Annotated in this window: 12 protein-coding genes; 7 read left to right on the forward strand and 5 right to left on the reverse strand. The window is 73.0% G+C overall.

The annotated features are described in order from the left end of the window. Window positions 1-27 precede the first annotated feature (27 nt). Window positions 28-642, reverse strand: a complete 615-nt coding sequence (locus ACIQ7M_RS05630; protein ID WP_403640045.1) for a hypothetical protein — start codon at window positions 640-642, stop codon at window positions 28-30. Then, window positions 639-1,226: an RNA polymerase sigma factor gene (locus tag ACIQ7M_RS05635; protein ID WP_403640048.1), complete on the reverse strand. Its 588-nt coding sequence runs from the start codon at window positions 1,224-1,226 to the stop codon at window positions 639-641. Before ACIQ7M_RS05635 ends, ACIQ7M_RS05630 begins: the two co-directional genes overlap by 4 nt. A gap of 266 nt (window positions 1,227-1,492) precedes the next feature. Between ACIQ7M_RS05635 and ACIQ7M_RS05640 the strand changes: the two genes are divergently transcribed. Both ACIQ7M_RS05640 and ACIQ7M_RS05645 read left to right on the forward strand, forming a co-directional pair. Beyond that, window positions 1,493-2,449: a hypothetical protein gene (locus tag ACIQ7M_RS05640; RefSeq protein ID WP_403640051.1), complete on the forward strand. Its 957-nt coding sequence runs from the start codon at window positions 1,493-1,495 to the stop codon at window positions 2,447-2,449. A gap of 205 nt (window positions 2,450-2,654) precedes the next feature. Then, window positions 2,655-4,721, forward strand: coding sequence for a HEAT repeat domain-containing protein (locus tag ACIQ7M_RS05645; protein WP_403640054.1), 2,067 nt, complete (start codon window positions 2,655-2,657; stop codon window positions 4,719-4,721). 104 nt (window positions 4,722-4,825) lie between these two features. Here ACIQ7M_RS05645 and ACIQ7M_RS05650 read toward each other — a convergent pair whose 3' ends face one another. Further along, window positions 4,826-5,398: a hypothetical protein gene (locus tag ACIQ7M_RS05650; protein WP_403640057.1), complete on the reverse strand. Its 573-nt coding sequence runs from the start codon at window positions 5,396-5,398 to the stop codon at window positions 4,826-4,828. Window positions 5,399-5,696: 298 nt separating this feature from the next. On the opposite strand from ACIQ7M_RS05650, the gene ACIQ7M_RS05655 reads away from it, so the two are divergent. From ACIQ7M_RS05655 to ACIQ7M_RS05670, 4 genes are all read left to right on the forward strand, one after another. Then, window positions 5,697-6,782: a WD40/YVTN/BNR-like repeat-containing protein gene (locus ACIQ7M_RS05655; RefSeq protein ID WP_403640059.1), complete on the forward strand. Its 1,086-nt coding sequence runs from the start codon at window positions 5,697-5,699 to the stop codon at window positions 6,780-6,782. 194 nt (window positions 6,783-6,976) lie between these two features. After that, complete coding sequence (locus ACIQ7M_RS05660; protein ID WP_355771777.1) at window positions 6,977-7,654, forward strand: uracil-DNA glycosylase; 678 nt, start codon at window positions 6,977-6,979, stop codon at window positions 7,652-7,654. Further along, window positions 7,651-8,733 (forward strand): N-acetylglucosamine kinase, encoded by a 1,083-nt coding sequence (locus tag ACIQ7M_RS05665; protein WP_403640062.1) that lies wholly within the window; start codon window positions 7,651-7,653, stop codon window positions 8,731-8,733. The genes ACIQ7M_RS05660 and ACIQ7M_RS05665 overlap by 4 nt, the downstream gene beginning before the upstream one ends. Window positions 8,734-8,862: 129 nt before the next feature. After that, complete coding sequence (locus tag ACIQ7M_RS05670) at window positions 8,863-9,783, forward strand: hypothetical protein (RefSeq protein WP_355771772.1); 921 nt, start codon at window positions 8,863-8,865, stop codon at window positions 9,781-9,783. Window positions 9,784-9,901: 118 nt separating this feature from the next. Here ACIQ7M_RS05670 and ACIQ7M_RS05675 read toward each other — a convergent pair whose 3' ends face one another. Further along, window positions 9,902-10,948, reverse strand: a complete 1,047-nt coding sequence (locus ACIQ7M_RS05675) for a lactonase family protein (RefSeq protein WP_403640914.1) — start codon at window positions 10,946-10,948, stop codon at window positions 9,902-9,904. Window positions 10,949-11,421: 473 nt separating this feature from the next. Beyond that, the gene (locus tag ACIQ7M_RS05680; protein ID WP_403640065.1) at window positions 11,422-12,924 is read right to left on the reverse strand and encodes an FUSC family protein; all 1,503 of its coding nucleotides are present in this window, start codon (window positions 12,922-12,924) and stop codon (window positions 11,422-11,424) included. 240 nt (window positions 12,925-13,164) lie between these two features. On the opposite strand from ACIQ7M_RS05680, the gene ACIQ7M_RS05685 reads away from it, so the two are divergent. Further along, the gene (locus ACIQ7M_RS05685) at window positions 13,165-13,641 is read left to right on the forward strand and encodes an Lrp/AsnC family transcriptional regulator (RefSeq protein WP_403640068.1); all 477 of its coding nucleotides are present in this window, start codon (window positions 13,165-13,167) and stop codon (window positions 13,639-13,641) included. Window positions 13,642-13,685 lie beyond the last annotated feature (44 nt).

Raw genomic sequence — 13,685 nt, forward strand, 5'->3', positions numbered from 1 at the left:
AGTGTCAACTGGCGTAAACCGTCGGTCTCAACCGCCTGCGACGGGCCTGGAGCCGATGGCTGCGCAGGCCGCCTCCTTCGTGGGGTAGCCGTCCGCCGGGTAGATCACCGGTCCGCCGAGGTCTCCCTGGGCGTCGGTGGCGGAGGATTCGCCGCTGTCGGGCTGGGCGTTGGGGAAGGAGCAAGCCGCGAACCGGGTCGGCTTGGGAGTGTGTGGCGCTGTGCCTTGTGCGGGCCGGTTCCACATCCGGTCCCAGGACGCCGCGCAGGAACGCGCCGCATCCTGCGGATCGAAGTCCTTCATGGCTTTGAGCGGCAGCTGGCTCAGGTCCGCCTCGGGCGACAGCGTGCGAGCGCACATGACATTGCGCCCGTCCTCGCCCCATGGCCCGAACATGGCTACGGCAGCCGTGGTGGCGCCCCCGAGGAGGACGGCCGTGACCGCACCCACCATGAACACGTGCCGGCGCCTCCCGGAACCGGCCGTGCCACCCGGCTGCTCGGTACGTCGCAGGACCTCCCGCAGGACGGCCCGGCCGTCTTCGGACGCCGCCCAGCCGTCGGTACCGTCGCCGGTGGGGCGCAGGGCGCGGACGGCGTCGAGGTCGGACGCCCGGCCGCGCTTGGTGACGGTCTGCTTCATGCTGACTCCCGTTGGGTGAAGTGGGCCTGGACAAGGGAGCCTTGGACCGGCTGGGCATGGCCCGCAGGGGGCAGCTCCGTCCTGAACCTTTTGCGTGCCCGGTGCAGGCGCACAGCGAAGGCAGTGGCCGTGCAGCCCATGACCACGGCCGCCTGCTTGGCCGTCAGTCCGTACCAGGCACTCAGCACGAGCACCTCCCGGTCCTGTTCGGAAAGCGCCGACAGCGCAGCGGCCACCTCGGCCCGCGTCCCTATGGCGTCCCCGATCTCCGTGGCCTCCGTCCGGTCGGCCATCACCGCCAAGCGCTTGGTCAGCGCACGGTGCCGCTGGTCCGACCGCACGCGGTTGGCGAGCAGCCGCCGGGCCGAGGCGAGCAGCCACGGCAGGGCATCGTCGGGCACGGACACGGACTTGCGCCAGGCCAGCACGAAGGTCTCCGACAGGATGTCCTGTGCTGTCTCCCGGTCCGTACGGTGCAGCAGATACGCCAGGACCCGATCGGCATGAGCCGTATAGAGAGCCTCCAGGGCCCGGTGTCCGGCCGGATCACCGGACTCCCCGGCGGTTGTTCGTCGTCGCCTCACAGCACCTCCATGTTCCGCCCGTCAACGGCTCTCAACCGGGAGATGTCCAGCCGGACCGAATCTCTTACAGCCCCTGCCGGATTCGGGCTCGAGCCAGGCTCGCCCACCACCTCACCGCCCACGGCCCGCCCGGCTCTTGAGATGCCCGCCGGGAGTCTGGTCGTGCCCCCGCTCGAGACTCTTGTCGTGTCTTGCACGACGAGGTGGCCGACTGCCACGGCCGCGGTTGATTCACTACGCTCTGGTGCGAATCGGGGGAGGACAGGATGGGCACTGCGCTGGTCGAACCGGCAGCCGTGAGACGGCCGCGGTATGTGAAGCGTGCGGCAAAGGCTGCCGGAGTCGGGCTCGCCTCGGCGGTCGTCTCCACACTCGCAACGTGGCTGGTCCTGGACTCCGGCACCTGCCGGAACGCGCCGGGCTACGGCTGCCTCGGCATCGTCGTCCTGTGGTCCTACGTCTTACCCTTCCTGAACTTCCTCCTCGCCTGGCCGGCTCTGCGCCTCCTCGGAATCCGTCCGGCCTGGCTCACCGCGCTGATCGGCACCGGAATCGGCTGGTACCTGGTCCGGAACATCAAAGCTGTCCAGTGGATCCCCGGCGGCACGCGGTACGTCCAACCTGCCCTGTGCGTGGCGGCGTTCGCCCTCGCGGCCTGGATCACCCAGTCCCGCAGGCCGCTGTGGCCGCGAGCAGCCGTCGCCCTCGCCCTGATCCTGCTGATGCCACTCGACTCGCTCGCCACCGCACAGCACGTCCGGAGCAGGCAGGACAGCGAACTGGCCCAGGCACGTATCCCCCTGCTCGGGCCGCAACTGCCCGCGGGCTACCGCCTGAACGGCGTCGGCACCAGCGGATCGACAACCGAGGACGAGGCCACCTTCTACTACCGGATCTCACCCGACGACCTGAGTGGCGCGGACACCATGGACGACCTCAAACAAGAGATCCAGGTGACCGTCGGCCCCTTGCAACAGGGTTTCACCCCGCCCTCGCACTGTGCCGCGCTCACCAGCGTCTACCCCGTACCGTCACCCGCCTGTGCCCCGGTCGCTCCCGGAGTGTGGCGATGGTCGAGGTACGACTACGTCGAGTACTTCACCCGGGTCGGAAACACCGTCGCGGTCATCCAAGCCCGCACCCCTCCCGTGAGCGACACCGTTCTCCGAAAGCTCGCCGGCACCATGCGAGTGCGCACGCCGTCGTACTTCACCGGCGGCTGAACCGCTTCCCGTGCCCGGCAGCCGCGGGTGGCCGACCGTGCGGATATCGCTCGACGGCGGCGGCAGCCCCGGCCGACCGTCGGAAAACGGCCGTTCGCTCCTTAGTTGGCTGGACCGACGCCATCGACGGGACGGTTCGTGAGCGTCACTGTCAGTGCCGTGGTGCACACTCACGATCGATGGCCGTACGCAGGGGGAGGACACCGTGTTCAGGGGGATCGACGAGGTCGACTGGGCCTCGATGCAGCATGCGTACGGAAGCGCCGCGGACGTGCCGGAGCTGCTGCGGGGACTCGCCTCGCCGCTCCCCCAGGAGCGGGAGACCGCGCTCGACGGGATGTACGGAGCCGTGCACCACCAGGGCGACGTGTACGACTCGACGCTCGCGTCCATCCCCTTCCTCCTCACGCTCGCCGGACACACGGAACTCCCCGACCGGGGCGGAATCGTGGAGCTGCTCAGCAGCATCGGCGGTTCGGACGACGGGGACACCCCCGGAGGCACCTCCGAGGACGGTGGGGACGGAGCGGACGAGGACGGCGGCGGCCGGGAAGCGGAGATCCCCGAGGACGACCACCACGCGATGGCGCGGGCGGCGGTCCGGGCGGGTGCCGCGGTCTTCCTGGACCTGGTCACGGACTGCGACCCGGAGGTACGCCGCGCCGCGCCGTCGGCGCTCGTACGCTTCCACGGCGAACCGCCGCGCGTCCTGGCCCTGTTGAGCGAGCGGCTGCGGGACGAGCAGGAGGACGGCGTCCGGCTGGCACTGGTCGAGAGTCTCGGCCTCTTCGCCCGGCTGTACGGCGGTTCCTCGGCCCCCGCGGTGGACTGCCTGGTGTCGCTGTGCGGCCCGCCGCACGACCCCGGGCTACGACTGGCGGCGCTCGGCCAGCTCGCCTCGTGCGCCCTCGACCGGCTGCCCGCCGACCTCGTGCCCACGGTCGTCACGCTGCTCCACACCAGGTCACAGCGGATCCGGCCGTCCAGAGAGCCCGTCCGGACCTCCTCCGACACCCTCATCGGCAGTCTGCGCCGCATACGCCCGGCGGACGAGGAGGGAGCGCAGTTGCTCCGCACGCTCCACAAGGCGCTGGGCGCCCGCACCGCGGACCGGATCGCCCTGCTCAAGGGACAGTTGAGCTGTCAGAACACGGCCGACCGCTGCAATGCCGTCTGGATGTCGGCGGGACTGTTCCGTGAATGGCGGGGCGCGTACGAGGAACCGGTCGCGCTGATCGGTGAGCAACTCGGCTCGGACGAGCAGCGGTTGCGCTGCGCCGCCGTGTCCGTCCTGGAGTTCCTGTTCACTCTGGCGGTTCCGGCGGCGGACCGGCTCGCCGCCCTCGTGGAGTCGGGCACGGACGCCCGGCGGCGCGGTACGGCAACGCTGTACCGCCCGCTGAAAGCCCTCGCCCGGTGTGGGGACGCGCGGGCGGTACCGGCCCTCGCCGAGGTGCTGCGGGGCCCGGCCGTGCCGAACGAGACCGGGTACACCATCGGCTTTCTGGGTCCGGCCGCGGCGCCCCTGGCTCCCCTGCTGCGCGCGCGGCTGGCCGAGGTTCCGCTCGGCTCTCCGGAGACGTACGACCGTGCCGCGCCACTGCTGTCCGGTCTCGGCGCGCTGCGGTACGCCGCGGCCGTGCCGGAGGTGCTGCGACTGCTGCACGGCACGCCAGACGATCCGCGGCTCCGGGAGGCTCTGGTGAAGGCGCTGGCCAGGACACTCGCCGCGTTCGGTCCGCGGGCGCGTGAGGCCGTACCGACGCTGCGGGAACTGCTGACGGGCGAGAACGCCGTGGCGGCGGCCGACGCGCTCCGGTCCGTGGAGGGCGACATCGAGGCGGTCCTTCCCGTCCTGCTCGGGGCACTGGCCCCGGAACGGGACGCCGGAAGTCGCCGGGCCGCGGCCGAGGCGCTCGGCCGGTCGGGGGCGGCGGCCGCGCCCGCGCTCCCCGGGCTGCTTCGCCTGACGGAGTCCGCACAGGTGTGGGAGCGGACCGCCGCCGCCCGCGCCCTGTGGGAGATATCCGGAGATCCGGAACCTGTCCTGCCGGTGTTCCGCGACGCCTGGCGGAACCCGTACACGCGGGGCACCATCACCGCGTGCCTCGTCCGGATGGGCGCCGCGGGCGCACCCGTCCACGATCTGGTCCGCACGGAACTGGCCGCGCCCCGCCGTCACCGCGCCCGCTCGGGCGGGCACGGCAGTCATGACGTCCTCGACGACGAAACGCTCCTGCGGGACTGCCGGACGGTACTGGAGGCCGCGTGACGGATCCGAAGCACCCGGACCCGCGGTGGCGGGGTCGATCCGGGCGTCGAGGCTGTCGGAACGGAAGCGCGGGGCCGTTCGCCGATGCTCTGGGAACCGTCCGCTCAGCTCGTCATCCGGCCCCAGAGTGGGCCGATCCGGGCCCACTCCGCGTCCCAGCGGTCCATGCGCCGGCGTTCCAGACGGCCGCTGAGGAAGCGGCCGGCGGCGAAGGGGACGCCCGCCACTCCGGCGCCGGCGAAGGCGCCGATCAGCCAGGCCCGCAGCCGGGCCACGGCGACGGCGGTGGGCCGGTCGACGAGGCGCCCGTCGGGGTCGGTCCACACCAGGACCGGGGTGTCCGCCGAGGTGCCGGCCGAGACCCGCACCTGACCGGAGCGAACGATGCCGTCCGGTGCCGTCCAGTGGACCCGCGTCCACACGACGCGACCGCCGGGCCCGCTCGCCTCCGGCGCGTCCTCGATCAACTGAGCGGTCACGGTGCGCGACTCCGCGCGCTCCCTCGCCAGGCTGTTCTCCACGGCGCCGACGGTCACCAGGCCCGCCACCGCACCGCCGAGCACCGTGAACACCCAGGCCGCGAGCATGATCCAGGCCTCCAGGACATCGCTTCGCCGCCGCAGCGGGTTGCTCCGCCACCGCCACAGCCAGACCCTCGGACCACGGAACGCCGCCATCAAGGGCCTCCTCCTCACGACCGCAATGAACACGCCACATCTCCTTCCCTTACGCGCGTGCTCCCCGCGATGCTCACGCTTCGCGCCCACCGGCTCGTCCGAAGCGCGGAGCCGGTGCGCCGCGGGACCCTCTCCGCGAGCGGTTCGGCCGGCTCCCGGCGAGCGGGGCCACGAACCCGCGTCCGCTGCCGGAACACCCCGTCCGACCTGCACGAACGCCAGGCCGAAAGGTGACTGTCGGTGCCGGGGTGCAGACTGGCCCGTAGCGCAGACAACGACGTCGCGGAGGTGGCCGGTCATGGCCGACGCACTGCTCACGGTAGGCACCCGCAAGGGCCTCTTCATCGGGCGACGGCGCAGCGGCGCCTGGGAGTTCGACGAGAGTCCGTACTTCAACGCGCAGGCCGTGTACTCGGTCGCGATCGACTCCCGGGGCGGGAATCCGCGGCTGCTGGTCGGCGGGGACAGCGCGCACTGGGGCCCGTCCGTCTTCCACTCCGACGACCTGGGCCGTACGTGGACCGAACCCGCGCGGCCCGCGGTCAAGTTCCCCAAGGAGACGGGCGCCTCGCTGGAGCGGGTGTGGCAGTTGCACCCGGCGGCCGCCGAACCGGACGTCGTGTACGCGGGGACGGAACCGGCCGCGTTGTACCGCTCGGAGGACCGGGGCGAGTCCTTCGAACTCGTCCGCCCCCTGTGGGAGCACCCCACCCGCTCGCGGTGGGTCCCCGGCGGCGGCGGCGAGGGGCTGCACACCATCCTCACCGACGAACGCGACGCGCGGGCCGTGACGGTGGCCGTGTCCACGGCCGGGGTCTTCCGCACCGCCGACGGCGGCGCGAGCTGGGAGCCCGCCAACTCCGGTGTCTCCGCCGTGTTCCTGCCCGATCCGAACCCGGAGTTCGGGCAGTGCGTGCACAAGGTCGCGCGCGACGCGGCGAACCCGGACCGGCTCTATCTCCAGAACCACTGGGGGGTGTACCGCAGTGACGACGGAGCCGGGCAGTGGACCGACATCGGCGCGGACCTGCCGTCGACGTTCGGCTTCGCGGTGGCGGCCCATCCGCATCGCGGGAACACCGCCTACGTCTTCCCGATCAACGCCGACGCCGACCGGGTCCCGGCCGACCGGCGCTGCCGGGTCTTCCGTACGGACGACGCGGGCACGACCTGGGAACCGCTGACGGCGGGACTGCCCTCCGAGGACCACTACGGCACGGTGCTGCGCGACGCGCTGTGCACGGACGGCGCGGACCCCGCGGGCGTGTACTTCGGCAACCGCAACGGCGAGGTGTACGCGTCCGCGGACGACGGCGACAGTTGGCAGCAGCTCGCCTCGCATCTCCCCGACGTCCTGTGCGTCCGCGCGACGGTCATGGCCTGAGCACGGTCATGGCGGGGGTGTCCACGACGGCTCGGAGCCGTTCGGACGACGCGTCGGCCAGGCAGGGTCCAACACCCCACCGTGGCAGGCGTCTTGCTCGGAGACGTCCGATTCGGCAACGAATCGGTCATCCGTGATCGCGGGACGGCCACCAGTTTGATCTCGGCCATGCGTACGGCAGTAGGGTGACGCCCGTGGCACCACGACCGTTGCATGAGATCGTCGAACCGGGCTGGGCGAAAGCCCTCGAACCCGTCGCCGGACGGATCGCCGAGATGGGCGACTTCCTGCGCGCGGAGATCGCCGCGGGACGCACCTACCTACCGTCCGGCGCGAATGTCCTCCGGGCCTTCCAGCAGCCCTTCGACGAGGTCCGCGTCCTCATCGTCGGGCAGGACCCCTATCCGACCCCGGGACACGCGGTGGGCCTGTCGTTCTCGGTGGCCCCGGACGTACGTCCCCTCCCGCCCAGCCTGATCAACATCTTCCGCGAGCTGAGCACGGACGTCGGCGCGCCCCAGCCGTCCAACGGTGACCTCACTCCCTGGACGCGGCAGGGTGTGCTGTTGCTCAACAAGACGCTCACCACGGCGCCCCGCAGGCCCACGGCGCATCAGGGCAAGGGCTGGGAGGAAGTCACGGAACAGGCGATACGGGCACTGGCCGCCCGCGGCCGGCCGCTCGTGTCGATCCTGTGGGGGCGCCCCGCACGCAATCTGCGCCCGCTGCTCGGCGGTCTTCCGGCGGTCGAGTCCGCGCACCCGTCACCCAGATCGGCCGACGGCGGCTTCTTCGGCTCGCGCCCCTTCAGCCGCGCCAACGACCTGCTGGCCGAACAGGGAGCCGAGCCGGTGGACTGGCGCCTGCCGTGACACCCGACGGAGGACACGGCCGACCGCACGACGGGCAGAGCCCCGCCGTCGTGCTGGCCGTGGACTCCGGGGGCTCGGGCCTGCGGGTGGCTCTCGGCGCGCACGGGGCTCCGGACGATGCCGTCAGCCGCGTACGCCACGAGGTCCCGGTCCGGCTCGGCGGGCCGCTGACCTCCCGGGAGCCGGTCCGTACCGGGCCGCGCGGGATCTCGGCCCGGCATCTGCTGGATCAACTGCTGCCGATGGCGCGCCGGTTGATGGCCGAGGCGGGTGCCGAACGGCTCGGGGCCGTGGCCGTCGGCGCGGCCGGGCTGGCCACGCTCGGCGACGAACTGCGGGACGAGCTGCCGGCCGCGCTGGAGCGTGAACTGGGCGTACGGCGGCTCGCCCTGGCGGCGGACGCGGTGACCGCGTACACGGGCGCCCTGGGCACCCGGCCGGGTGTCGTGATCGCGGCGGGCACCGGCATGATCGCGATCGGCACCGACCTCACCTCGTGGCGCAGGGCCGACGGGTGGGGCCATCTGCTCGGCGACTGCGGCGGCGGAGCCTGGATCGGCCGCGCGGGCCTGGCAGCGGCCCTGCGCGCGTTCGACGGCCGTCCGGGCGGCTCGCCCGCACTGCTGGCACGGGCGGAGGACCGATTCGGGCCGATGCCGGAACTGCCCGGTCTGCTGTATCCACGCGCCGACCGGGCCGCCTTGCTGGCCTCCTTCGCCCCCGACGTGGCCGACCTCCACGGAAGCGATCCCGTCTCCTCGGACATCCTGCGGACCGCCGCCCGGCACATGGCCGAATCGGCCGCCGCGGTGTGCCCCACCGACGGGGATCGCCATCTCGCCCTCACCGGGGGCCTGTTCAACGTGGGCGCCGCACTCCTCGGGCCCCTGGGCGAGGAGTTGGCCGAGCGCCTGCCGGCCGTCCGCCACGTACCGGCCGCGGGCGACCCGCTCGACGGCGCGCTCCGGATCGCGGCCGACCTGGCGGACGGCCGGCTCGCACTGCCCCTGGACGAACGGTTGTTGCACGTGGTGGCCGAAAAGCCGTACCAGGAGATCCATGACCAGAATTCACCGTAGGACCGGCAAGTCGACGTTTACCGATCACTTCTGACCCCTACGTAACTCATCAGACAAAAGCGGACGGATACCGCTCACCTGCACCCTCCCCGAACAGGGGAACCCGAGAAACCAGTAACATGCGGCGCCATGAGCTCCCCCACTGGGCCCGCGTCCGGCCTGCCAGTACGAATGCCGCGACCCCGCCAAGCCGGGCGGCACCGCCGTCCGGAACCCCTGGCGGCTCCTGAGGGCGCGCCCGCGCTCGTCCTCGCGGTGCCGGGCACCCCCAGCGCCGCCACGCGCAGCCTCGCCGAGGAGGTCGTGAGCATCGCCCGCTCCGAGCTCCCCGGCCTCGATGCCCGCATCGGTTACCTGGACGGGGACGACGAGTTCCCCACGCTGCAGTCCGTGCTGACCCACGCCGCCGAGGAGCGCACCGCGCGCTTCGAGCAGGCCCGCGCCGCCGGTTCCGACGTCTCCGAGCCCGACGGGCCTGTCGGCATCGTTGTCCCGCTGCTCGCCGGTCCGGACAACGCCCTGCTGCGCCGGATCCGCCAGGCGGTCATGGAAAGCCGTGTCGCGGCCGAGCTGACCGACGTCCTCGGTCCGCACCCGCTGCTCGCCGAGGCGCTGCACGTGCGCCTCTCCGAGGCCGGTCTGGCCCGCGCCGACCGCGCCCGGCTGTTCACCGTGGCGACCGCCGCGGACGGCATCGTGCTCGCCACCGTCGGCGGCGAGGACGCGGTCCAGGCGGCCGGGATCACCGGCATGCTGCTCGCCGCGCGGCTCGCCGTGCCGGTCATGGCGGCGGCCCTCGACGAAGAGGGTTCCATCGCGGCCATCGCCGAGCAGCTTCGTGGCTCCGGTTCGCAGCAGCTCGCGCTCGCCCCGTACCTGATCGGTCCGGAGCTCGACGCGGGTCTGCTCGACGCGGCCGCCAAGGAGGCCGGTTGCAGCGCCGCCGAGGCCCTCGGCCCGTACCCGGCGATCGGCAAGCTCGCGCTCTCCCAGTACACGACGGCGCTGGGCATCGCGCCGCCGCAGAGTCAGGGAGCGCCGGCCTTCTAGTCGGCCGCCACCACCGCACCACCCGTACTACCCGTACCACCCGCACGCCGAAAGGGCCCGCTCCTGAGTCAGGAGGGGCCCTTTCCCACGTCCGGGGGCGCCGGTCGGGCCGGCAGGGTCAGTCGAAGACCACGCAGGACGCCGCGGGCACCTCGACCGAGCCGCCACGGAGCGGAACGCCGGTGTCCGGATCGACGGTGAACCAGGTCACGTCGCCGGAGCGCTCGTTGGCCGCGTACAGGAAGCGCCCCGAGGGGTCGAGGGCCAGCGCACGCGGCCAGGCGCCCCCGCAGGACACCTCCGCGACGAGCGTGAGCCCCTCGCCGCTCGCGTCGACGGCGAGCACGGAGACGGTGTCCCGCCCTCGGACGGCGGCCCAGACGAAGCGGCCGTCGGGCGAGACGACGACGCCCGAGGGGTACGCGTCGCCGTGCGGGACACCGGACAGCACCGGCGTCTCACCGACCGGCCGCAGCGCGCCCTCCCCGGCGTCCCAGCGGCAGACGGTGACGGTCGGCGCGAGTTCGTTGAGGACGTACGCGTGCTCGCCTCCCGGGTGGAAGGCGAGATGGCGCGGCCCGGAACCGGGACGCAGGGCGATCTCGCGGTGCACGGTGAGCTTTCCGCCGTCGAGGGCGCACACCCGGACCGAGTCCGTGCCGAGGTCCACGCTGACCGCCCAGCGGCCGGTGGGGTCGGGCTGCACCTGGTGGGCGTGCGGCCCCTGCTGCCGCTCCGTGTGCGGACCGGAACCGGTGTGCCGGAGCACGTCGGCCGCCGCGGGCGCCAGTACCCCGCCGGGACGGACGGGTACGGCGCTGACGCTGCCCGAACCGTAGTCCGCGGTCAGGACGTGTCCGTCGAAGACACTGAGGTGGGTGGGTCCGCTGCCGCCGGTCGGGGTCGGCGGACCGGCCAGTTCCGGCTTGCCGCCGTGCACCCGGTAGGCGGCCACCGCGCCCTCGGCACTCTCGCTGACCGCGTACAGGAAGTCGTACGCGGGAGCGAACGCGAGATACGAGGGGTCGGGCACGTCGTCGGCGGCGCCCAGCACGGTCAGCGCGCCGGTGTCCGGGTCCACGGCCGCCGTGAGGACACCGAGGCCTCCCGCCGCCGTGAACGAGCCGATGAACGCCCGCTGTCGCCGCCTGCCGCCGTGCGCCACTGCTGTCCCCTCTCGGTCCCACGTCGTCGGGGCGACGCTAGCAGTCACACGGCTGCGGTCTAGACCAAAACCGGGCCGGTCGGCGGACGGCTGAACGACGGCCGTCCCGGAGATCCGGACCGGCGGCCGCCCCGGGTGATCCGGGCGATCCGGCGCCGGGAAACCCGGCCGCGGCCGGGTGGGTGCCGCATGCACGGGGTGCGCCCGAGTCGCGAGGGTGCATGGAACCCGTACGACGGCCGCCAGGAGCCTCCTGGGAGCGCGCCGGACCCGGGGCCTCGGGAACCGCTCCGGCGCCGTCCAGCGGGCGTCCGGGGCCTCCGTGTGGATCTTGCAGGACTGTGCCGGCGGAGACCTCTCGGCCCCACGCGCCCGGACTCGGCCCCCGCCTGTGCCTGTACCCAGAAAGGAGAAGCGGCCCTTGGGGCGCCGGACGGCGACCCAAGGGCCGGAGGAGGAAGAGGAGTGCCGCGTCAGGCGCCGACGACGAGTCGCCAGCGGGAGACCGGACCCCGCAGCGGTGTCGCCATGTCGACGAGCGCCCGCTCCAGGCCGTGCAGGTGCACGAGCGCCTGCTCGGCACCGGGGTGATGGCCCGGAACGCCGTGATGGAACGCCGGAGCGCCTCCCGGTACGGCGCCGACCAGGGACTCCATCGCGGTCTCGACCCGTCGGCAGGCCGCCGTGAGGCGGGCGTCGTGCGAGGCGTCCGGGTCGGCGGCGACAGCGGCGAGACCGCGCACCTCGCGGGCGCAGTCGTCCAGCAGGGCGAGGATCGCGCGGGCCCGCTCCTTGCGCCGCCGCATCGGGTTGAGCGGATGCACCAGGGGTGCGAGAGCCATCCGTACGCGCCCCAGAAGCGCTTCGAGCTCCCCCGCGAGCGGCGCCGGGTCGGCCCGGTCGTCACCCGCGAGCCGCCGGGCCGCCGCCGAGGTGCAGCCGTGCACGGCGTGCAGGGCGCGCTCGATCCAGCGGTCGGTGACCGTGTGCGTGGTGATCGGCAGGACGACCGCCACCGCGAGCGCGGCACCGAGCGCGCCGACACCGGTCTCGGCGAGCCGGAGGCCCAGCAGCCCCGGATGCAGGACGCCGAGCAGCCCGTAGAGCAGGCCCGCCATGACGGTGACGAAGAACATCATCCAGCTGTACGAGGGGGCGGCCGTGTAGAAGATCCCGAAGACGCTCACCGCGACGAGGACGGCGGTGGGGGCGGGCGCTCCGTGCAGCGGCACGGCGACCAGGAGCCCGGCCATGATGCCGATGAGGGTGCCGATCACGCGCCGGAAGCCGCGGACCAGCGTCTCACCGCGCGAGGCCGTATTGACGAAGATCCACCACGCCGTGCCGACGGCCCAGTACCAGCGGTCGTGCGAGAGCAACTGGCCCGCGCCGAGCGCGAAGGCGCAGGCCGCGGTCGCCTGGAAGGCCTGACGGGTGGCGGGGCGGGCCAGCCCGCGTCCTTCCAGCGGCAGCGGCGCCGCGGGCAGGGGGCTGCGCCGCTCGATGCACCAGGCGCCGAACCGGACCGCCGAGGAGGCCGTCAGCGACAGGGCGACGGCCGCGTAGAGCTGCGGGAGCTGGCCGGGCACGGCGTGCAGGAACTGCGTCGTGAAGAACATCATGAACGCGAAGATGCCGAGCGCGTGTCCGCGCGGGCCGAAGCGGCGGGCGTACACCCCGGCGAAGACCACGGCGAGCCAGGTCGCGTCCCGCAGCATCGGCGCCCCGTGCAGGGTGGTCGCCGCGGCGAGGACCGGGAAGCCGACCACGGGGAGCAGCGCGGTGGTGCCGGCCTGGCCGCGCACGGTCGGGTCGCCGACCGTGAACAGCGCGAGGAGCGCCGCGAGCCCGCCCGCGATCGAGGCGGGGAGCGAGAGTCCGGTCAGCTGGCACAGAGCGACCGCGAGGCCGATGCCGAACACCGCCCGGAGCGAGACCCGCAGCCGGAACAGTCCCGGATCCGGCGCCATGAACATCTTCTTCACCTTCGGCGGCCCGCCCCCACTTCGCAGTTCAACAGTGATCCGGCATGCGCTGCGCACATGCGAAAGGCGCCGCGGGTCCGGTACGGCTTCCTTGCCGTCCGGCGCTGCGCAGCGCCATCGATACGGACAACGTACGCGGCAGCGCTGAACTGGCTCAACCGGCCTGATTTCGGCTGGGCCATTGGTACAGTCGAAGGAGAACATCGCCGGCCGCGAGGAGGCCAACGGACCATGCCCGTGGACGAGCTCGACACCCGCATCCTGCGGTTGCTTCTGGAGCAGCCGCGCACCAGCGTCCGTGAATACGCCCGTGTCCTCGGTGTCGCCCGGGGGACGCTCCAGGCCCGCCTCGACCGGCTGGAGCGGGACGGGGTGATCACCGGGACGGGCCCGTCCCTGTCCCCCGCCGCTCTCGGTCATCCCGTCCTCGCGTTCGTGCACATCGAGGTCACTCAGGGGCATCTGGACGACGTGGGCGACGCGCTCGCCGCCGTGCCGGAGATCATCGAAGCGTTCTCGATCACCGGCGGCGGCGATCTGATCACCCGGGTCGCGGCACGCGACAACGCCCACCTGGAGGATGTGATCCAGGCCCTGATCAGCCTGCCCGGAGTGGTCCGCACCCGGACCGAGGTGGCCCTGCGCGAACGGGTCCCGTACCGGCTGCTGCCCCTGGTGGAGTCGATCGGGCGGGCGGCGAAGGGCTGAGCGGGGACTGAGCGCGACGCCGGGACACCGGGCCCGCGCCGGCT

Origin of the sequence: Streptomyces sp. NPDC096324, from assembly GCF_044763015.1 — a bacterium.
Taxonomy (GTDB): Bacteria; Actinomycetota; Actinomycetes; order Streptomycetales; family Streptomycetaceae; genus Streptomyces.